Annotated in this window: 18 protein-coding genes; 2 read left to right on the top strand and 16 right to left on the bottom strand. The window is 70.3% G+C overall.

All coding sequences use genetic code 11. The annotated features are described in order from the left end of the window. Positions 1-52: 52 nt before the first annotated feature. The 7 genes from QL983_RS02950 to nrdH form a co-directional block, all read right to left on the bottom strand. Complete coding sequence (locus QL983_RS02950; RefSeq protein ID WP_036313181.1) at positions 53-730, bottom strand: methionine ABC transporter permease; 678 nt, start codon at positions 728-730, stop codon at positions 53-55. Then, positions 727-1,821, bottom strand: coding sequence for a methionine ABC transporter ATP-binding protein (locus tag QL983_RS02945; protein WP_078026103.1), 1,095 nt, complete (start codon positions 1,819-1,821; stop codon positions 727-729). Before QL983_RS02945 ends, QL983_RS02950 begins: the two co-directional genes overlap by 4 nt. Positions 1,822-1,824: 3 nt before the next feature. Beyond that, positions 1,825-2,730: a MetQ/NlpA family ABC transporter substrate-binding protein gene (locus QL983_RS02940; protein WP_073115374.1), complete on the bottom strand. Its 906-nt coding sequence runs from the start codon at positions 2,728-2,730 to the stop codon at positions 1,825-1,827. A 507-nt stretch (positions 2,731-3,237) separates the two neighbouring features. Further along, on the bottom strand, positions 3,238-4,209 hold the full coding sequence (nrdF, locus tag QL983_RS02935; RefSeq protein ID WP_036313177.1) for a class 1b ribonucleoside-diphosphate reductase subunit beta: 972 nt from the start codon (positions 4,207-4,209) through the stop codon (positions 3,238-3,240). A 261-nt stretch (positions 4,210-4,470) separates the two neighbouring features. Further along, a complete protein-coding gene (gene nrdE, locus QL983_RS02930; RefSeq protein ID WP_036381627.1) occupies positions 4,471-6,648 on the bottom strand; it encodes a class 1b ribonucleoside-diphosphate reductase subunit alpha in 2,178 nt (725 codons plus the stop codon). Further along, complete coding sequence (nrdI, locus tag QL983_RS02925; RefSeq protein WP_004167610.1) at positions 6,645-7,112, bottom strand: class Ib ribonucleoside-diphosphate reductase assembly flavoprotein NrdI; 468 nt, start codon at positions 7,110-7,112, stop codon at positions 6,645-6,647. Before nrdI ends, nrdE begins: the two co-directional genes overlap by 4 nt. An 11-nt stretch (positions 7,113-7,123) precedes the next feature. Then, positions 7,124-7,369 carry a glutaredoxin-like protein NrdH gene (gene nrdH / locus QL983_RS02920; protein ID WP_036313172.1) on the bottom strand — a complete coding sequence of 82 codons (246 nt, stop codon included), beginning with the start codon at positions 7,367-7,369 and terminating at the stop codon, positions 7,124-7,126. Positions 7,370-7,780: 411 nt separating this feature from the next. Here nrdH and QL983_RS02915 point away from each other — a divergent pair, with 411 nt between their 5' ends. Then, entirely contained in the window at positions 7,781-8,086 is a 306-nt protein-coding gene (locus QL983_RS02915) for a GNAT family N-acetyltransferase (RefSeq protein WP_044659652.1), read from the top strand. Positions 8,087-8,095: 9 nt separating this feature from the next. Here QL983_RS02915 and QL983_RS02910 read toward each other — a convergent pair whose 3' ends face one another. From QL983_RS02910 to QL983_RS02890, 5 genes are all read right to left on the bottom strand, one after another. Continuing rightward, positions 8,096-8,656, bottom strand: coding sequence for a hypothetical protein (locus tag QL983_RS02910; protein WP_223247535.1), 561 nt, complete (start codon positions 8,654-8,656; stop codon positions 8,096-8,098). A gap of 49 nt (positions 8,657-8,705) precedes the next feature. Then, on the bottom strand, positions 8,706-9,089 hold the full coding sequence (locus QL983_RS02905; protein WP_223247534.1) for a hypothetical protein: 384 nt from the start codon (positions 9,087-9,089) through the stop codon (positions 8,706-8,708). Positions 9,090-9,295: 206 nt separating this feature from the next. After that, positions 9,296-10,366: a DUF305 domain-containing protein gene (locus QL983_RS02900; RefSeq protein WP_044659072.1), complete on the bottom strand. Its 1,071-nt coding sequence runs from the start codon at positions 10,364-10,366 to the stop codon at positions 9,296-9,298. A 122-nt stretch (positions 10,367-10,488) separates the two neighbouring features. Next, positions 10,489-11,394, bottom strand: a complete 906-nt coding sequence (locus tag QL983_RS02895) for a class F sortase (protein ID WP_044659073.1) — start codon at positions 11,392-11,394, stop codon at positions 10,489-10,491. A gap of 80 nt (positions 11,395-11,474) precedes the next feature. Beyond that, on the bottom strand, positions 11,475-12,371 hold the full coding sequence (locus QL983_RS02890) for a LysR family transcriptional regulator (RefSeq protein WP_044659074.1): 897 nt from the start codon (positions 12,369-12,371) through the stop codon (positions 11,475-11,477). Between the two features lie 145 nt (positions 12,372-12,516). On the opposite strand from QL983_RS02890, the gene gabT reads away from it, so the two are divergent. Then, the gene (gene gabT, locus QL983_RS02885; RefSeq protein ID WP_041103009.1) at positions 12,517-13,839 is read left to right on the top strand and encodes a 4-aminobutyrate--2-oxoglutarate transaminase; all 1,323 of its coding nucleotides are present in this window, start codon (positions 12,517-12,519) and stop codon (positions 13,837-13,839) included. An 81-nt stretch (positions 13,840-13,920) separates the two neighbouring features. Here gabT and QL983_RS02880 read toward each other — a convergent pair whose 3' ends face one another. The 4 genes from QL983_RS02880 to QL983_RS02865 all read right to left on the bottom strand — a co-directional run bounded on the left by QL983_RS02880 (position 13,921) and on the right by QL983_RS02865 (position 19,034). Further along, positions 13,921-14,232, bottom strand: coding sequence for a hypothetical protein (locus tag QL983_RS02880; protein WP_036340936.1), 312 nt, complete (start codon positions 14,230-14,232; stop codon positions 13,921-13,923). A gap of 199 nt (positions 14,233-14,431) precedes the next feature. Continuing rightward, a complete protein-coding gene (locus QL983_RS02875; RefSeq protein ID WP_044659075.1) occupies positions 14,432-15,817 on the bottom strand; it encodes an NAD-dependent succinate-semialdehyde dehydrogenase in 1,386 nt (461 codons plus the stop codon). After that, positions 15,814-17,475 (bottom strand): APC family permease, encoded by a 1,662-nt coding sequence (locus QL983_RS02870; protein WP_290151186.1) that lies wholly within the window; start codon positions 17,473-17,475, stop codon positions 15,814-15,816. The genes QL983_RS02875 and QL983_RS02870 overlap by 4 nt, the downstream gene beginning before the upstream one ends. Positions 17,476-17,501: 26 nt before the next feature. Then, positions 17,502-19,034 carry an NAD(P)/FAD-dependent oxidoreductase gene (locus QL983_RS02865; protein WP_041103003.1) on the bottom strand — a complete coding sequence of 511 codons (1,533 nt, stop codon included), beginning with the start codon at positions 19,032-19,034 and terminating at the stop codon, positions 17,502-17,504. Between the last annotated feature and the right edge of the window lie 4 nt (positions 19,035-19,038).

The following is a 19,038-nucleotide window of genomic DNA, read 5'->3' as shown; positions in this document are numbered from 1 at the left end:
TGACGTCCCCGCGGGATGTCACCGGCCGTCGTCGTGCGGACCGAGCCGGGGTTCAGCGGCGCATGACCTTGCGGGCGATGCCGTTGCCGATCAGCTGCAGCGCCTGGACGAACACGATCACCACGATCACGGCCAGCCAGGTGACCTCCGGACGGAACCGGTTGTAGCCCTCCACGATGGCGAAGTTGCCGACGCCGCCGCCGCCGATGATGCCCGCCATCGCGGACATGTCCACGAGCGAGATGATCACGAACGTGAAGCCGAGGATCAGCGGGCCGAGGGCCTCGGGCAGCACCACGGCGCGCACGATCCGCATGCGGGAGGCGCCCATCGCGCGGGCGGCCTCGATCACGCCGGGGTCCAGCGAGACGAGGTTCTGCTCCACGATGCGGGCGATGCCGAACGTGGACGCCCAGATCATGCAGAACACCACGGCGGTGTTGCCGATGCCGGTGCCGAGCACCGCGATGGTCAGCGGCTGCAGGGCGGCGATGAGGATGACGAACGGGATGGGCCGGATGAGGTTCACGATGAAGTTCGTGACCAGGTAGACGGCACGGTTGGCGAAGATGCCGCCCGGGCGCGTGGTGTAGAGGACGAGCCCGACCAGCAGGCCGAGGATGCCGCCGAGGATGAAGGACCAGCCGACCATGTAGAGGGTGTCCCCCACGGCGGTCATCAGCTCGGGGCCGTAGTACCCCCAGTCGAGGTTCTGGAATCGGTCGATCACTGGTGCACCTCCTGCACGTCTCCGGCGCCGGCCAGGTCCGCGACAAACGCGTCCACCGCGGCGGCCTCGCCCGTGAGCGCCACGGTGAGCAGGCCGTACGCGGAGTCCTTGGTGGCGGACATGCCGCCGTGGACGATCTCGAAGCCCACGCCGCGCGTCGATGCGGTGCCGAGCACCGCCGAGACCGCGGCGGAGTCCTTGAGCGAGACCATGATCAGCCGACCCTCGGTGCGCGCCCGGATGCGGGCCACCTCCTCGGCATTCGGCCGGTCCTTGAGCGCCGTGGCCACGAAGGACGCGGCGTCGGCGGAGTGGGCGGGCCGAGAGAAGAGGTCGTAGACCTTGCCGGACTCCACCACGCGGCCGCTGTCCATCACGGCGACGCGGTCGGCGATCGAGCGGATGACCTCCATCTCGTGGGTGATGGCCACGATCGTGACCCCGAGCTCCTCGTTGACGCGGCGCAGCACGGAGAGCACCTCGTGCGTCGTCGAGGGATCCAGGGCGCTGGTGGCCTCGTCTGCGAGCAGGATCTCCGGCTCGGCGGCCAGGGCGCGGGCGATGCCGACGCGCTGCTTCTGGCCGCCCGAGAGCTGCTCCGGGTAGTGCTTGGCCTTGTCCGCCAGGCCGACGAACTCGAGCAGCTCCGCCACGCGAGCGCGGCGTTTGGACCGCGGCCAGCCGGCCGTGTCCAGAGCAAACTCGATGTTCCCGGCCACCGTGCGGGAGGTCAGCAGGTTGAACTGCTGGAACACCATGCCGATGCGGGTGCGCAGCGGACGCAGCTTCGCTTCGGAGAGATGGGAGACCTGCTGGCCCAGCACCGTGACGGTGCCCGACGTCGGCTTCTCCAGCCCGTTGATCATGCGGATCAGGGTGGACTTGCCGGCGCCGGAGAAGCCGATGACGCCGAAGACCTCGCCGCGGTTCACGGCGAGCGAGACGTCGTCCACGGCCTTCACACCGGCACCCTTCTTGGCGGCGTAGACGCGGCTGACGTGGTCGAAGACGATGACCGGCTCCCCCGGGGCGCCCGCGGAGGGGCGCCCCGGGGTGACCGCGTCACGGTCGGACGTATGGGAACCTGCCATGGATCAGGCGCCCTGCTTCGCGATCGCGTCCTGGTACTGCTTCAGGGTCTCGTCGATCTGGGCGGTGTCGAGCTGCACCGGCACGCTCGTGCCGGAGGAGAGCTTCGCGGACTCATCCAGCACGGGCTGCTCGTGGTACAGGGCCGCGATCTTCTTGTAGGTCTCGTTGTCGCGGTCCTCGCGACGCACGGCGAAGCCGTTGACGTACGGCTTGGCGGAGTCGTCCTCGGGGTCGTCCTTGAACAGGGCGGTGTTCGTGTCGATGCCGGCGTCCGCCGAGAAGGTGTTGTTGATGACCGCGCCCTGCACGGACTCGAGCGCGTTCACGGTCTGCTGCGCGGCCACGGGCTGCACCGTCACGGTGGAGGCGGCCTCGTCGATGTCGCGGACCTCCGGGCGGATGGTCTCATTGGACAGCTTCAACAGGCCGGCGGCGACGAGCACATTGATGGCACGGGCCTGATTCACGGTGTCGTTCGGGATGGCGACGGTGTCGCCCTTCTTGAACTCGGAGACGTCCGTGTACTTCTTGGAGTACAGGGGCAGCGGGATGATCTCGGTGGTCCCGATCATCGTCAGGTCCTTGCCGGAGGCCTGGTTGTAGTCGGCCAAGTAGGCGATGTGCTGGAACCAGTTCATGTCGATGTCGCCATTGTCCAGCGCCGGGTTCGGCTGCGTGTACTCGGTGAAGTTGCGGATCTCGACGTCGATGCCGTGCTTCTCCTTCGCGAGCTTCACCAGGGCGCGGTGCGACTCGTTCTCGGACACGACGCCGATGCGCACGGTCTGGGCGCCGTCGTCGCTCTTCTCCTCGGCCTGCGAGTTGCAGGCGGTCAGGGCGAACGCGCCGACGGCGGCCAGGGACAGGCCGGCGAAGGAGCGGCGGGAGATGTTCGAGGGGGTCGTCATGGGGTTCTCCTTGGAGGACGGTGCGACGTCGCCGGCGCGGGTGGGCACGGCGGGTGCGGAACGGTGCGGGGTGGGCCGTGCGGTGGGTGATTCCCCGCGGGGCACAGCACGGCGGGCGGGGGGCGAGAGACGCCCCGAGCCGGAGGCCGGGATCCTTTCGAACGCTGCTCTTGCCCGTCCCCCAGTCACCGCGGGCTCCCCTCGAGGGGTCTGCACGCAGCGGAGGCAGGCCGCTTCTCGGTCCGTTGCCACCCGTGAACATGGGGTTGGCGAGCGGCTCGTCGTGGGACCACGTGGACCCGCCGAGGCGGGGTCCACAGCCGCTTCTCCTGAAGCTGGGCCCAAGCGTATCGCAGCGTGTGCGCTCCATCGGGCAGGGCGGTGACGCGCAGCGTCATACTGCGGGCCCGGGTGTCGACGTGTGATGCCCCCGCGAGACGACGACGGCCGGGCGCCTCCGCGGGGAGGCGACCGGCCGTCGTCGGGACGGGGCTCAGGCGGGCGAGGTCAGAAGTCCCAGTCCTCGTCCTCGGTGTTCTCGGCCTTGCCGATCACGTAGGAGGAGCCGGATCCGGAGAAGAAGTCGTGGTTCTCGTCCGAGTTCGGGGAGAGCGCGGAGAGGATCGCGGGGTTCACGTTCGTGGTCTCGGCCGGGAACATGGGCTCGTAGCCCAGGTTCATCAGCGCCTTGTTCGCGTTGTAGTGCAGGAACTTCTTCACGTCCTCGGCCAGGCCGACGGCGTCGTAGAGGTCATGGGTGTACTCGACCTCGTTCTCGTACAGCTCGAACAGCAGCTCGAAGGTGAACGCCTTGAGCTCCTCCCGCTTCTCCTCAGGCAGGGTCTCGATGCTCCGCTGGTACTTGTAGCCGATGTAGTACCCGTGCACGGCCTCGTCGCGGATGATCAGGCGGATCAGGTCGGCGGTGTTGGTGAGGCGGGCGTGCGCGGAGAGGTACATGGGCCAGTAGAAGCCCGAGTAGAAGAGGAAAGACTCGAGCAGGGTGGAGGCGATCTTCTTCTTGTACGGGTCCTGGCCGTCATAGCGCTCCACGATCAGGCCGGCCTTGGCCTGCAGGTTCCGGTTCTCACGGGACCAGCGGAACGCCTCGTCGATCTCCGGGGTGGAGGCCAGCGTGGAGAAGATCGAGGAGTACGACTTCGCGTGCACCGACTCCATGAACGCGATGTTCGTGAGGACGGCCTCCTCGTGCGGGGTCATGGCGTCCGGGATGAGGGAGACGGCGCCCACGGTGCCCTGGATCGTGTCCAGCAGCGTCAGGCCCGTGAACACGCGCATGGAGAGCAGTCGCTCCTCATCCGTGAGGTGGGACCAGGACTGGACGTCGTTGGACAGCGGCACCTTCTCCGGCAGCCAGAAGTTGTTGACGAGGCGGTTCCACACCTCCACATCCTTCTCGTCCTGAATGCGGTTCCAGTTGATCGCCTCGACGAGGTGGGACTGCTGGGTCTCGGTCACGGCAGGGCACATCCTTCAGAAGAATTCGTTGAGAATCCGCGGATTCCGGGGGCTCACGGGAGCACGGTCATCGGGGCGCGGGTCCCGGACAGTCTAGGCCCGCAGGTGCAGCGGCAGCCACTCGGGCAGGTCCGGGCTCACAACGTCGTGGGCCCGCCCCGTCCGTCCGTGCGCGCCGCCCCGCTTCGAGGCGGGAAATCGAGCGCACCCGCGCTCAGAAGCGCGGAATACGCGGGATTTCCCGCCTCGAAGGGTCGGCTGTCAGAGCATGCAGCTGACGCAGCCCTCGACCTCGGTGCCCTCCAGCGCGAGCTGGCGCAGGCGGATGTAGTAGATCGTCTTGATGCCCTTCGTCCACGCGTAGATCTGCGCGCGGTTCAGGTCACGGGTGGTGGCCGTGTCCTTGAAGAACAGCGTCAGGGACAGGCCCTGGTCCACGTGCTGCGTCGCCGCGGCGTACGTGTCGATGATCTTCTCGTAGCCGATCTCGTACGCGTCCTCGTAGTACTCGAGGTTCTCGTTGGTGAGGTACGGCGCCGGGTAGTACACGCGGCCGAGCTTGCCCTCCTTGCGGATCTCGATCTTCGAGGCCACCGGGTGGATCGAGGAGGTCGAGTTGTTGATGTACGAGATCGAGCCCGTCGGCGGGACGGCCTGCAGGTTGCGGTTGAAGATGCCGTGCTCCATGACGGAGGCCTTCAGCTCACGCCAGTCGTCCTGCGTGGGCAGGGCGATGCCGGCCTCGGCGAACAGCTCGGCGACGCGCTCGGTGGCGGGCGCCCACTCCTGGTCCGTGTACTTGTCGAAGAACTCCCCCGAGGCGTACTTCGAGTCCTCGAACCCGCCGAACCGCTGGCCGGTCTCGATGGCGATCCGGTTCGAGGCCCGCAGCGCGTGGAACAGCACCGCGTAGAAGTACATGTTCGTGAAGTCGATGCCCTCCTCCGAGCCGTAGTGGACGCGCTCGCGTGCCAGGTAGCCGTGGAGGTTCATCTGCCCCAGGCCGATGGCGTGGGAGGCCGCGTTGCCCTTGGCGATGGACGGCACCGACTGGATGTCGGACATGACCGACACGGCCGTCAGCGCACGGATCGCGGTCTCCACGGACCGGCCGAAGTCCGGCGAGTCCATGGTCTTGGCGATGTTCATCGAGCCGAGGTTGCAGGAGATGTCCTGGCCCACGTGGGCGTAGCTCAGGTCCTCGTTGTACTCGGAGGCCTCGGAGACCTGCAGGATCTCGGAGCACAGGTTGGACATGGTGATGCGGCCCTTGATCGGGTTCGCGGCGTTCACGGTGTCCTCGAACACGACGTACGGGTAGCCGGACTCGAACTGGATCTCGGCGATGGTCTGGAAGAACTCGCGCGCGTTGATCTTGGTCTTCTTGATCCGCGCGTCGTCGACCATCTCGTAGTACTTCTCGGTCACGGAGATCTCGGAGAACGGCACCCCGTAGACACGCTCGACGTCGTACGGCGAGAACAGGTACATGTCCTCGTTCTTCTTCGCCAGCTGGAACGTGATGTCCGGGATCACGACGCCGAGGGAGAGGGTCTTGATGCGGATCTTCTCGTCCGCGTTCTCGCGCTTGGTGTCGAGGAAGCGGTGGATGTCCGGGTGGTGCGCGTTGAGGTACACCGCGCCGGCGCCCTGACGCGCGCCGAGCTGGTTGGCGTAGGAGAAGGAGTCCTCGAGGAGCTTCATCACGGGGATGACGCCGGAGGACTGGTTCTCGATCTGCTTGATGGGCGCGCCGTGCTCGCGGATGTTGGTCAGCGAGAGGGCCACGCCACCGCCGCGCTTGGACAGCTGCAGGGCGGAGTTGATGCCGCGGGCGATCGACTCCATGTTGTCCTCGATGCGCAGCAGGAAGCAGGAGACGAGCTCGCCGCGCTGCTTCTTGCCCGAGTTGAGGAAGGTGGGGGTGGCCGGCTGGAAGCGGCCGGCGATCATCTCGTCCACCAGGTGGGTGGCCAGCTCCTGGTCGCCCCGGGCCAGGTGGAGGGCGACGACGGCGACGCGGTCCTCGTAGCGCTCGAGGTAGCGCTTGCCGTCGAAGGTCTTCAGGGCGTACGAGGTGTAGAACTTGAACGCGCCGAGGAATGTCGGGAAGCGGAACTTGGCCTTGTAGGCACGATCGAACAGGCCCCGGATGAACTCGAAGGGGTACTGCTCGAACGTCTCGGTCTCGTAGTAGTCGTTCTTCTGCAGGTAGTCGAGCTTCTCCTCCAGGTCGTGGAAGAACACCGTGTTGGTGTTGACGTGCTGCAGGAAGTACTGGCGCGCGGCCGCGTGGTCGGCCTCGAACTGGATGCGACCGTCGGCGCCGTAGAGGTTCAGCATGGCGTTGAGCTCGTGGTAGCCGAGGTTCTGCCACTCGGCGGGCATGTTCTTCGCCTGGCGGATGAGGTCCGCCTCGGTGGGTGCGGTGGTGGTCATGTCCACAGTCCTTCCAGGCCGCCGCGGACGCGTTCGACGTCGTCGGGCGTGCCCATCAGCTCGAATTTGTACATGAGGGGCACCTGGCACTTGCGGGAGATGATGTAGCCGGCCAGGCAGTAGCCCTCATGGAAGTTGGTGTTCCCGGACGCGATCACGCCCCGAATCCAGTGACGGTTCTCCGGGACGTTGAGGAACTTGATCACCTGCTTCGGGACCGCGCCCGGCCCGCTGCCCCCGCCGTAGGTGGGGGTCATCAGGACGTACGGGGCGGTGGCCCCGAGGGTGGGCTCCCGGGTGATCAACGGCAGTCGAGCCACCCGGTCCTCGGGCAGCTCGAGCTTCTCGACGAAGCGGTGCGTGTAGTTGGAGGCGGAGGAGAAGTAGATCAGTCCCGCGTCGGTGGGGACGAGCCCCTGCGCCTCGGCCGAGCGGATGTGGCTCGGGTCCGCGGCGACGGTCATGTCGGCTCCGGTCAGGCCACCGATGCCGCGGCGGACTCGGCGAGCTCGGCGATCTTGTCCGGGCGGAAGCCGGACCAGGAGTCGGTCTCGGTGACGACGACGGGGGCCTGCATGAAGCCGAGGGCACGGACGCGCTCGAGGGCGGCGGGGTCCTGGGACATGTCCACGACCTCGTAGGCGATGCCCTTCTTGTCCAGTGCACGGTAGGTGGCGTTGCACTGCACGCAGGCCGGCTTGGTGTACACGGTGACGGTCATGGCGATCCCTGTTCCTTCGTGGTCTCTGGTGGTCTGCGGGTGTCGGCGCGGCGCTCGCGAGGTGCATCGCGGGGCGTGCCGAACATCTGCGTCGATACTACATCTAGTGATCACGGCCGGGAACCATCCCTACATGTAGTAGTCACACCGCTGTAGTTACGTATCCCCACCCTCTGCCCATCCTGTCCACACCCTGCTGTGCGAGACGATCCGCGCGGACATGCGGGACACGCCGGGACCGAGGTCGACTGTCCACAGCCGGTGGAGATCTCGGGGCCGGGTTCCCACAGCCGGAAAGTCGAGTTCGCCACGTCTGCGAGCGGCGTGTCCGACCCCCGCGGACCACTACATGTAGGAGCCCGCCGCCGGCCGGCACCGGAATACCCCGTCACCACCGGGGGTTGCCCCGGCATGAGCACCTCTCCCACCGTCACCCGCAATGACGCCGAGTCCCGTTACGAGCTCCACGACGGCGGCACACTGCTCGCCGTCCTCGACTTCCGGGACAACGGCGCGGCCGTCTCCCTGAACCGGGCGTTCACCATCCCCGTGCACCGCGGCCGGGGCCACGCCGCCGCGCTGACCGCGGGCGCCGTCGAGGACATCGAGACGAACGGCGGCCCCGCGGGGGGCCGCCGCATCGTGCCGATGTGCTGGTACGTCGCCCAGTGGTTCGACGAGCACCCGGAGAAGAGCGCGCTGCTCGCGCCCCGCTGACCGGCGCGGTCAGGCCGCGACGCGGTGCCGGCGCACCACGGCCAGGACGCCCGCGGCCAGCACCGCGACGGCGACGGGCCACGCCGCCGGACCACGCCCGGTCTCGACCGTGTCCGGCACCGTGTGCTCGCCGTCGGCCGGATCCGCAGGGGTCTCGGGCTCCGCCGGCGAGGTGGGAGTGTCGGGATCGGCCGGCTGACCCGGAGCCGGAGCGTCGTCGAACAGACCGGCCACGGGGAAGGTCACGAACCCCGGGATCCGCCCGTTCTCCCAGTCGTAGAGGTCCACGCGGGGGTCGCCGAACCGCACGGTCACCGTCCGCGTCGTCGTCACGCCGTCCCTCGTGGCCCGCAGGGTGACGGTGTCGGATCCGGTGAAGCCCTCGGGCGCCTGGTACACGTAGCCGCGCGGCCCGCCGGTCTCCTCCTCCGCCACCTCGACGACCCGACCCTCGGCCGGGCCCGCGACGAGCGTCAGCGGCGCCGCCTCATCGCCCGTGTACGAGGAGATGAACACGTGTCGCTCCCCCGGCGCCGCGAGCAGGGTGGTGTCCCAGGCGGTGGGGAGCATGTGGAAGCCGAGCTCATGACGCTGGTCGGCGCGCAGCGGCTCGCCCGGGTCAGCGGTAGAGGGTGTAGACGACGGGACCGGTCCCCGACTCGCCCAGGCTCCGCCGGGCCGCGGCGACGTCGAAGTCACCGCGCTCCAACTCGTCGTCGTACGTGAACGGGACCTCGGTCTCGGCGCCGCGGGCCTCCCCCTCCAGCACCGGAGCCACCGTCAGGCGGACGTCGGACTCGTCCACCTCGAACTCGGTGCCGAAGGAGGCACCGGTCTCACCCTCCGCGCTGGCCACGAGGAAGGATCCGCCGGGCAGGTCGTGCTCGGCGGTCCATCCAGCGGGGTGGGCGGGTGAGGCGAGGACGGGGGTCGCCCCCAGGCCGGTGAGAAGGACGCCGGCGCCCAGGGCGGCGGCAAGGCGGGTCGGTCGGGCGGTGCGCATCGTGCTCCTCCAGGGGTGCGGTGCTGCGACGGGCCGAAGGGTTCCCCGGCTCGGACGCCCGAGGTCGACCGGATGCCGCACTCGCCGCGTCGGCACGAATCTATGCCGCACAGACGTGAGGCGGGTCACTGACCGGTGACGAAGCGCTATCGACTCGGTCACGGCGTCGCCCGATGCGGATCGGGCCGTCCGGCCGATGCGGCGCGTCAGCGGGACGCGCTGGACGAGGGGCTTGCCCCGGAGGAGGGGCGCGGGGTGGCCTGCGCCGTGTCGGCCGGGCTGGGCGACGGGCTCGCCGATGCGGCGTCCCGCCCCCGCTGGTCCTCGGCGTCCCGGCCGGACGCGCTGGCGGGGCCCGACGCGCTGGAGGAACTGGGCGAGCTCGACGACGGCAGCACCGGTTTCTGGGTGGCGCGGAAGTTGCGCACCCGCTGCAGCGGCTCCGGGACGAAGTCCGAGGGGACGGAGCCGCCGTCGGCGCCGGTGCCCTCGATCTTGATGGGGCCGGTGAACCCGGACGGTTCCGCCGTGCGCGCCCCGCTCGACCCGATCACGCCCATCTCCCCGAGCGTCGCGGCCAAACTCTCCAGCTCCTTGCGATGGCCCTCGACCACGCTGGAGGCCAGCTCCTTCGCCGCGTCGTCCGAGCCGTCCTCCGCCTCCGTGGCGGAGATCGTCAGCGCGCCCTGATAGAGGCGGCGCATCTGGAGCAGGTAGATCCGTCCCGCCTCCTCCGGCTCGGCGGCGGCCAGCACGTTCTTCTCCCGGTCGGACAGGAGTCCGGCGCGCAACTCGTCGCCCACGATCTGGGTCGGCTCCGCGTCCTCCGTGGACTCGGGCTGCGCAGACGGGGTCGACTCGGCACCCGCACCGCGCACGTCATCCGAGGGGACGCCCCAGCCCTCGAGCATCGACTCGAGCCGGCGCGCCCGCTCCTCGTGCTCGGACTTCATCCGTTCGGCGGTGGCCCGGATCTCCTGGTCCACGCCGTCCTTGCCCAGCACCTCATCGGACTGCTGGATCGCGTCGCGGTGGTTGCGCAGCAGCAGACCCGCGAACTGGATGTCCGCCGCGAGCGGGTCGGCGGACGTCTGGCTGGGGCTGGCCAGCACGCCCTCCAGGTAGGTGTTCCCCGCCTCCGTGCCACCGGTCTGTCCGGGCTCCTCGGCGACGCTGCAGCCGCCGGTGGCCAGGGTGATGCTCAGGAGCGCCCCTCCGACGGCCACGCTCCAGCGGCGGGGGCGCACGCGGGCGGGGGCGATGTCGGCTCGGCTCATGGGCGCAGGTCCTCTCGGCGGTCGTCACCCGGTCACGGGGTCAATGGCGGTCCGACGCGGTCGGCCGCCCCGGCCTCCCCAGGGTACCCCTCCGGCCTCCCTGCCCCGGGGTCGCCGCGGCCTCAGGCGACGCGGGTGGCCTGCACCACCCAGTTGTTGAAGGCGTTCCCGGCCATCCCGGTGCCCGGCACGAGGTCGCACGTGATCAGCGTGACCTTCGCGTCGTCGCCCCCGGGCTCCCAGGCCCAGCGGTGCGCCGGATCCTGGGTGAGCGCCTCCTTCTCCACCGAGACCGCGTCCGCGTCCGCCTCGAAGGCGGCCTGCGTGCCGTCGTCGTATGTCACCACGACGACGGCACCCGCGCGCACGTCGCCCAGGTTCCAGAACACGTCCCGCACGCCGTAGTAGACGACGTGCCCGGCCAGGACCCCCGCGTACCGGGAGCGCTCCCCCGGCGTGGTGCCCCACTGCGGCGGGCCGTACCAGCCGACCGTCTGTGGCTCCGGGTCCAGGTCGCCGCCCTCATCCAACTGCGTGAGGTCGATCCCCGCTCCGACGATCTGCTCGCCGTCCTGGTGGACGTCCACGTGCACGGGCGTCGCCGTGACCTCGTCCCACGGGGCGGCGGGGCCGGAGAGGTGGGCGGCCGCGGCGGGGGTCGGCTCCTCGGACGGTGCCGGCTCCTCGGACGGCGCCGGCTCCTCGGTGGGGGTCGGCTCCTCGGACGGCGTGGGTGTGCCGGCGAGCTCCTGGGTCTCGACGGGAACCGCCGCCTCCCGCGTGGGTGACGCCGAGGACGGGCTCGGCGTCGGGATCGGTGTGGCCGTCGGTGCGGGGCTGGGCGTGAAGCGTGCCGAGGACGGCGACGGCGACGGCGACGGGGTCGCGGACGCCGTGGCGCTGAGGGTGGGGGCGGCGCTGATCGGCACGGCGCCGACCGCCAGCACCCCGCGCAGCGCGAGGAACACGAGTCCCAGGCACAGCAGCACCAGGACCACCCACAGGGCGCGTCGGACGGTGGTGTTCATCCGGGTTCTCCCCTCGTGTGCATCGACGCGGCCCGCCCGGGGCCGCGTCCGACGACGGCATGGTCTCACGCGCTCCGGCCTCAGCGCGGCGCGTCATCCCCGGGCTCGGCATAGCGGTCCCGGACGAAGGCCTGCAGGCGACGGGCGAGCGCCTGCAGCGTCTCGGCGGCGAAGTGGTCCTCCCGCCACGCCGCGTGCAGTCGTACCGCGAGCGTCCGCCCCTGCGCGATGACCCGCACCGGCGTCAGCCCGAAGGCCGGGTCCTCGGTGACGACGGCGACGCCCGCCCCCGTCGCGACCAGGGCCTGGGCCACCCGCCCGGAGTTCGCCTCGACGAGGGCCGGCGGCGTGAGGCCCGCCACGGCCACGGCGCCGTCGAGGACGCGTCGCGCCATGAAGGTGCGGGCGGGCGCGACGACGGGTTGGGCCACGAGGTCGTCGAGGGACACCCGCGTCCGGCCCGCCCAGGGGTGGCCCGGGGCGACGTACGCCCAGACCGGCAGGTCCATCAGCGGCAGCGACGCGACGGAGGGGGGCGGCACCGTCGGCATCACCACGAGGTCGTGCCGCGCGACGGCGTCGAGCAGCGAGTCGTCCAGCTGGGTCTCCGCGACGCGCGGGCGCGGGTCCTCCTCGCCGAAGGTGGCCACGAACGGCAGCACGACATCGATGAGGGTGGTGCCCGGCGCGGCCACGGCCACGTCCGTGAGCCGACCGGAGGCGAGCGCGCGGGCCGCCTGCTCCGCCCGTCGATGGGCGACGAGGACCTCGCGCGCCACCGGGAGGAACGCCTCGCCGGCCGTCGTCAGCTCGAACCGGCCGGCGACCCGGGCGAACAGGGGCAGGCGCAGCTCACGCTGAAGCCGCTGCAGCTGCCGACTGAGCGCGGACTGCACGAGATCCAGGCGGATCGCGGCCCCCGAGACCGTGCCGACCTCGGCCACCGTGACGAAGGCCCTGAGCAGTTTCTCGTCCATGCCGGATGAGCATAGCCACCATGCCAGATCATCACTGGACGGCATGGACTCGACGCCCCACCATGGGAGGACGCGGCCCGACGCGTCGTCGTCGTGCCCGCCCGTCGTCCACGCTCCCCGTGAGCCGTCCCCAGGAGGCATCCCCATGACCGCCACCCCCGACCTCGAGCAGACCCGCCATCTGGCCACCGAGCTGCCCGGCCCTCGCTCCCGTGAGCTCGCCGAGCGCCAGAAGCGCGCCGTCCCGGCCGGCGTGGCCACCACCATGCCGGTGTACGCGGCCCGCGCCGCGGGCGGCATCCTCGAGGACGTGGACGGCAACCGCCTGATCGACCTGGCCTCCGGCATCGCCGTCACCTCCGTGGGCGCCTCCCACCCGCGCGTCGTGGCCGCCGTCCAGGAGCAGGTCGCGCAGTTCACCCACACCTCGTTCATGATCACGCCCTACGAGGGCTACGTGGCCGTGGCCGAGCAGCTGGACCGCACCAGCCCGATCCCCGGCGAGACCCGCACCGCCCTGTTCAATTCCGGCGCCGAGGCCGTGGAGAACGCCGTCAAGGTGGCCCGCGCCTACACCGGCAAGCAGGCTGTGGCCGCGTTCGACCACGCCTATCACGGCCGCACCACCCTGACGATGGCGCTGACCGCCAAGTCCATGCCCTACAAGCACAGCTTCGGACCGTTCGCCCCCGAGATCTACCGCGTGCCCGGCTCCTACCCGCTACGCGACGGCCTGTCCGGCGCCGAGGCCGCGCAGCGTGCCATCTCCGCGCTGGAGAAGCAGATCGGTGCCGACAACCTGGCCGCCGTGATCATGGAGCCGATCCAGGGCGAGGGCGGCTTCATCGTCCCGGCCGAGGGCTTCCTGCCGGCCGTGGTCGAGTGGTGCAAGGCCAACGACGTCCTGTTCATCGCGGACGAGGTCCAGTCCGGCATCGCCCGCACCGGCGCCTGGTTCGCCTCCGAGACCGAGGGCATCGAGCCGGACCTGATGGCGACCGCCAAGGGCATCGCCGGCGGCATGCCGCTCTCCGGCGTCACCGGCCGCGCCGAGGTGATGGACTCCGTGCACCCGGGCGGCCTCGGGGGCACCTACGGCGGCAACCCCGTCGCCACGGCGGCGGCGCTCGCCGTGTTCGAGGCCGTCGAGGAGGACGGTCTCCTGGAGAAGGCCCGCCGGATCGAGCAGGTCATCCGCGAGCACTTCGCGCAGAACGCCGACGACCGCATCGCCGAGGTCCGCGGCCGCGGCGCGATGATGGCGATCGAGTTCGTGGACCCCGCCACCGGCGAGCCGGACGCGACGCTGACCGCCACCGTGGCCGCGGCCGTGCGCGCCGCCGGCGTCATCCTGCTCACCTGCGGCACCTACGGCAACGTCGTACGCTTCCTGCCGCCGCTGACCATCGGTGAAGACCTCCTCAAGGAGGGCCTGAGCGAGGTCACGAACGCGCTGCAGTCCGCCTGAGCCCCCGCCACCGGCGGACCGACGACGACGGCCCCGCATCCCTGCCCGGGATGCGGGGCCGTCCGCCTGTCGGCGGAGGACTCAGATGTCGTCCTCGTACGCGGGGCCGCCTTCGTTCTCCATGGCCTCGATGCGCCGGGACTTCTCGGCGGTGAAGATCCGGCGGACCCCCGTGCCGCCGAACTCGTCCTCCGGGACCAGCCCGACGCCGTACTTCAGCAGGGCCTTCTCCAGACGCAGACGCTCGTCCACCCGCAGGTCGGCCAGCCCCTTCTCGAAGCGGCGCAGCTGCTCCTTCTCGAGACCGGCCGCGGTGGCCAGGGTGCGGACACTGACCTGGGCGAGAGCGCGGCCGGCGCGCGCCACGTCGAAGGTAATCGGGGTGGGGTACATCAGACATTCTCGATTCTGCAGTTCTCGACGGGGATCCGGTCCATGATGGCCGCGCCCCGGTTGAAGGGACAAGGGCGCGCCAGCCTAGAACCCGCTGTGCGACATGCGCGTCGCTGACCCATCGCTCCCGCCACGCCGGCGGGACGCGGACGGGCCCGCCTCCGGTCACCGGAGGCGGGCCCGTCGTCGTCGTGGGGTGTCAGTCCTGGACGAAGTACATCTGCTTGTTGACGAACTCGTCCATGCCGAGCGGGCCGAGCTCGCGGCCGAAGCCGGAGCGCTTGATGCCGCCGAACGGGATCTCCGCCCCTTCTCCCGCCGGCGTGTTGACGTTGGCCATGCCGACCTCGAGCTGCCGGGCGATCCGCTCGGCCTGAGCCTCGTCCTGGGAGAACACGGCGCCGCCCAGGCCGTACTGGGAGTCGTTGGCGAGAGCGAGCGCCTCGTCCGCGGACTCCACCTTGTAGACGACGGCGACGGGGCCGAAGAGCTCCTCGCGGTAGGCGTCCATCTCGGAGGTGACGCCCGTGATCACGGCCGGGGCGAAGCGGGCGCCCGCCTCGTCCGTGACGGTCCCGCCGACGTGGACGGTCGCGCCCTGCTGACGGGCCCGCTCCACCTGCTCGGCCAGGCCCTCGGCGGCACCGCGCGAGGACAGCGGGGTGAACACCGTCGGGTCCTCGTCGGCGGCCTCCCCGGGCTTCATGGCCTCGGCCAGGGACACCAGCTCGGCCACGAAGGCGTCATGGATGTCCGCCGTGACGATCATGCGCTTGTTGGAGTTGCAGGCCTGGCCCATGTTGTACATGCGGGTCGCCCACGCGGTGCGGGCGGCCTCGGCCGGGTCCTCGGCGTCGAGCACGATGTACGGGTCCGACCCGCCGAGCTCGAGGACGGCCTTCTTGAGGTGCTGGCCCGCGAGCGCGCCGATCACGGAGCCGGCCCGCTCGGAGCCGGTCAGGGACACGCCGGCCACGCGCGGGTCGGCGATGAACTCGGCGATCTGGTCGTGCGTGGCGAAGACGTTGGTGTACACGCCGGCCGGCACGCCGGCGTCGTCCATGATCTGCTGCACGGCCAGGGCCGAGCGGGGGCAGATCTCGGCGTGCTTGAGCACGATCGCGTTGCCGAGCATGAGGTTCGGCGCGGCGAAACGGGCGATCTGGTAGTACGGGAAGTTCCAGGGCATGACCCCCAGCAGCACGCCCAGGGGCAGGTGGCGGATCATGGCGCGGCCGCCCCCGTAGGTCTCGATGGGGCGGTCCGCGGCGAGGGTGGGGCCCTTGTCCGCGAAGTAGCCGAAGATGGCCGAGCTGAACTCCGCCTCCTCGACGCCCTCGGTCACGCGCTTGCCCATCTCGGTGGCGATGATCTGCGCGAGCTCGTCTTTGCGCTCCTCGAAGAGGTCCGCGACCTTCTGCACGATGGTGGCGCGTTCCTCGATGGGGCGGGCGGCCCATGCGCGCTGGGCGGTCTCGGCGGCGGCCAGCACCTGGTCGACCTCACCGTCGGCGAGGGCGGGGAAGGTCTCCACGACCTGGTCGGTGCTGGGGTCCTGCACGCGATAGCCGGTGGGGGTGCTCATGAGTGGGTCCTCTCGTTGGGGTCCCGGACCACGGCAGTGCCGTCGTCGTCCGGACGGATGATCGGGATGGGTCGGGTCGAGTCCGTCTGCGGCAGGGTCTCGCCACGGAAGTAGGCCGGGTGGCGCAGCCGCGTCCACATCATCAGTACCACGCCGATGGCCAGCACGCCCATGCCCAGGATGAACACGGTGCCGACACCGAACACGGAGGAGCCGGAGCCGTAGTCGGGGTCGGTGGAGTCCATCGCGGTCACGCAGAACATCACCAGCAGCACGAGGCCGCCGATCAGCGGGAACAGGAAGGTGGTGAGGGCGTTGCCCACCGAGGTGAACCACTCGCGGCGGAAGTACCAGACGCAGGCCAGGGCGGTGATGCCGTAGTAGAAGCAGATCATCAGGCCCAGAGCGGTGATGGTGTCCCACAGGGCGTTCTCGGAGAGCAGCCGCGTGACGACGTAGAAGAGGCCGGCGAAGCCCGCGCACACCCAGGTCGCGAAGGCCGGGCTGTTGAACCGGGGGCTCAGCTCGGTGAAGCGCGCGGGCACAGCCCGGTAGAAGCCCATCGCCAGCAGGGTGCGGGCCGGGGAGACCATGGTGGACTGCAGGGAGGCCAGGGAGCTGACGAGGATCGCGCTGGACATGATCACGGCAAAGGGGCCCAGGATCGGGCCGGCGAGGACCGCGAAGATCGACTCCTGGTTGTCCGGGTTGCCCGCGCCCAGGCCCTCGGAGCCGATGCCCGCCCAGGAGATCACGGCCAGGGCGGACAGGATGTAGACGGCGATGATGACGAACACGGTGACGGCGGCGGCCCGGCCGGGGGTGCGCTCGGGGTCCTTGGTCTCCTCGTTCATCGTGAGGGTCACGTCCCAGCCCCAGAACAGGAAGATGGACAGGGAGACGCCGGCCGCGACCACACTGAAGTCGCCCGCGGTGAACGGGTTGAACCAGTCCAGCTGCACCGGGGTGGGGTCGAAGCCCGCGCCACGGGAGGACTGCGTCAGGGCGGCGACCGCGAACGCACCGAGGGCCAGGATCTGGAAGGCCACCAGGATGTACTGCAGGTGCTTGGTGGTCTCCATGCCGCGGTGCGAGATCCATCCGGCCAGGGCCAGGTACACCAGGGTCAGGGGGATGTTGACCCACAGGTTGCCGGCCAGGTCCGCGATGGCCTGGCTCCCGGTGATCTGGGCGAGCAGCAGGAACGTGAAGTCGACGGCGACGGCCGCCAGGTTGGACAGCACGATCACGGAGGCGGCGATGAGCCCCCAGCCGCCCATCCACCCGACATACGGCCCGAAGGCGTGCGTGGCCCAGGTGAACGACGTGCCGGAGTCCGGCACCCGCGTGTTCAGCGCCCGGTAGCCGAGGGCCACCAGGAGCATCGGGATGAAGCCGAGCAGCAGGATCGCGGGCACGTGGGTGCCGACGGTGCTGATGGTCGGCCCGAGGCCCGAGGTCAACGTGTAGGCGGGGGCGACGACGGAGACGCCGATCACCACCGCCCCGAGCAGGCCGACCTTGCCGGCCTGGAGCCCCTTGTTGCTCACCCCGCCCGGGTTGAGCAGGTTGACCTGCTCGATGGCGGAGGTGGTCGGGTACACGTGCTCGTGTCCCTCATTGTCGACGACGCGGCGTCGTGGGGTGGATGCGCTCATGAGGATGTCCTTGTCCGTCGGGCCGGTCAGCCGGTGGGCTGCCCCGCGTCAGTGGCTTCCCGCTCGGCGATGGCCAGGGCGGCGGCCTCGCCCATGCGGATCGCGCCGTCCACGTGCTGGTAGCCCTCGGCTGCGATGTCCGAGCACGCGTAGTGGATGGGACCGGTCGGGCGGTTCTGGAGGTGGCCCCAGCGGGAGAGCCCGCCGAGGTCGTAGCTGGTGGCGTAGGCGCCTCGGGTCCACTCCTCGGCGGCCATGTCCGAGAGGAAGAACGCGATCGGCTCGAGGGTCCGGGGGCCGAGGTACTCGGCCATGGCGCCGAGGATCGCGGCCTTGCGCTCCTCCTCCGGCAGGGCCCACATCTGCTCCGCGTACACGTCGGACACGAAGCCGACGAGGGTGCCGTGCGGGTCCTCCTTGCCCGGGGCGCCACCGGCCAGGTTCTCGCCGCGGTTGGTGTTGTCATAGATCTCCTGGACGAGACGGCCCCCACCGAAGCACGTGCCGGACAGGCCCTCCTCGCGCCAGAACGGGGTCTCGTACACGGCGTGCACCTTGATGACCAGGCCCATGGAGATGTGCTGGTGCGCGATCTGCTGCTCGCGCGGCATCGGCGGCTCGAAGGAGATGCGGCTGTAGAGGTTCGGCGGGACGGCCAGGACCGCGTAGCGGGCGTGCACCTCGTAGTCGTCAGTGAGCGCCACGACGTCGCCGGCGGCGCCGTCGTGCGCCACGCCGTTGCGCACGTCTGCGGCCACACCGTTCTTCTCGTCCGCGGTGGACGGGTCCGGCTCGGCCCAGCGCAGGGTGCGCACCGGCTGGCCGAGGACGACGTCGTCGCCCAGCTCGGCGGCCATGGCCAGGGACACGGACTGCATGCCGCCCTCGACGCGCTTGTCCAGGATGAAGTCCTCGTCCACCAGGTTGCGGAACGACCCCGCCGAGGCGGACATGAGCAGCGCCTGGAGCAGGGAGAAGGTGTGGGAGGGCTTGGTCAGCATGCCGGAGGCGATGTAGATGGAGACGTTGTCGATGGCCTCCGGGTCGTCGGACTGCTGCTCCAGCCAGTGCCGGAAGGAGATCTTGTCCAGCTCGGCGGCCCGCGGGTGCTCCCACGGGGCGGCGGCGTCGATCTCGGCGGTCAGTTCGTCGATCTTGGCGATCAGGCGATCCATCTCCCGGTCCGTCTTCTCGGCCACCGGGAAGTCGAGGCCGTCGTAGACGTGGCGTTCTCCGCGCGGGTCCACGTAGACGTTGCGACCGTCGCGGAAGCGGGAGAACGTCGGCAGGCCGAGCTCCTCCACCAGGGAGATGAGGCGGGTCTGGTCCGGGGAGATCCACTGGCCGCCGATCTCGATGAAGTGGTCCTTGCCGTCGGCGCCCTCGACCAGGCCGTTCCAGGTGCGGCCGCCGACGCGCCGGCGAGCCTCCAGGACGGTGACGGACAGGCCCTGGGCCTTCGCGGTGCGGGCGGCCATGAGGCCGGCCGGGCCGGCGCCGATCACGACGACGTCGCTCGTCCGGCGCTCGCGGCCGGCGGTGGCGGGGGCGGTGGTCATGGGG

The sequence above is a fragment of the Micrococcus sp. APC 4021 genome (assembly GCF_030407635.1).
GTDB classification, from domain to species: Bacteria; Actinomycetota; Actinomycetes; order Actinomycetales; family Micrococcaceae; genus Micrococcus; species Micrococcus luteus.
This window is presented reverse-complemented; position numbering and strand designations above follow the sequence as displayed.

What these genes read in the sequence shown, in the direction of transcription:
- QL983_RS02945 (WP_078026103.1), bottom strand. Translation starts at nt 1,821, where the DNA reads ATGGCAGGTTCCCATACGTCCGACCGTGACGCGGTCACCCCGGGGCGC.
- QL983_RS02940 (WP_073115374.1), bottom strand. Translation starts at nt 2,730, where the DNA reads ATGACGACCCCCTCGAACATCTCCCGCCGCTCCTTCGCCGGCCTGTCC.
- nrdE (WP_036381627.1), bottom strand. Translation starts at nt 6,648, where the DNA reads ATGACCACCACCGCACCCACCGAGGCGGACCTCATCCGCCAGGCGAAG.
- nrdI (WP_004167610.1), bottom strand. Translation starts at nt 7,112, where the DNA reads ATGACCGTCGCCGCGGACCCGAGCCACATCCGCTCGGCCGAGGCGCAG.
- nrdH (WP_036313172.1), bottom strand. Translation starts at nt 7,369, where the DNA reads ATGACCGTCACCGTGTACACCAAGCCGGCCTGCGTGCAGTGCAACGCC.
- QL983_RS02915 (WP_044659652.1), top strand. Translation starts at nt 7,781, where the DNA reads ATGAGCACCTCTCCCACCGTCACCCGCAATGACGCCGAGTCCCGTTAC.
- QL983_RS02910 (WP_223247535.1), bottom strand. Translation starts at nt 8,656, where the DNA reads ATGCTCCCCACCGCCTGGGACACCACCCTGCTCGCGGCGCCGGGGGAG.
- QL983_RS02905 (WP_223247534.1), bottom strand. Translation starts at nt 9,089, where the DNA reads ATGCGCACCGCCCGACCGACCCGCCTTGCCGCCGCCCTGGGCGCCGGC.
- QL983_RS02900 (WP_044659072.1), bottom strand. Translation starts at nt 10,366, where the DNA reads ATGAGCCGAGCCGACATCGCCCCCGCCCGCGTGCGCCCCCGCCGCTGG.
- QL983_RS02895 (WP_044659073.1), bottom strand. Translation starts at nt 11,394, where the DNA reads ATGAACACCACCGTCCGACGCGCCCTGTGGGTGGTCCTGGTGCTGCTG.
- QL983_RS02890 (WP_044659074.1), bottom strand. Translation starts at nt 12,371, where the DNA reads ATGGACGAGAAACTGCTCAGGGCCTTCGTCACGGTGGCCGAGGTCGGC.
- gabT (WP_041103009.1), top strand. Translation starts at nt 12,517, where the DNA reads ATGACCGCCACCCCCGACCTCGAGCAGACCCGCCATCTGGCCACCGAG.
- QL983_RS02880 (WP_036340936.1), bottom strand. Translation starts at nt 14,232, where the DNA reads ATGTACCCCACCCCGATTACCTTCGACGTGGCGCGCGCCGGCCGCGCT.
- QL983_RS02875 (WP_044659075.1), bottom strand. Translation starts at nt 15,817, where the DNA reads ATGAGCACCCCCACCGGCTATCGCGTGCAGGACCCCAGCACCGACCAG.
- QL983_RS02870 (WP_290151186.1), bottom strand. Translation starts at nt 17,475, where the DNA reads ATGAGCGCATCCACCCCACGACGCCGCGTCGTCGACAATGAGGGACAC.
- QL983_RS02865 (WP_041103003.1), bottom strand. Translation starts at nt 19,034, where the DNA reads ATGACCACCGCCCCCGCCACCGCCGGCCGCGAGCGCCGGACGAGCGAC.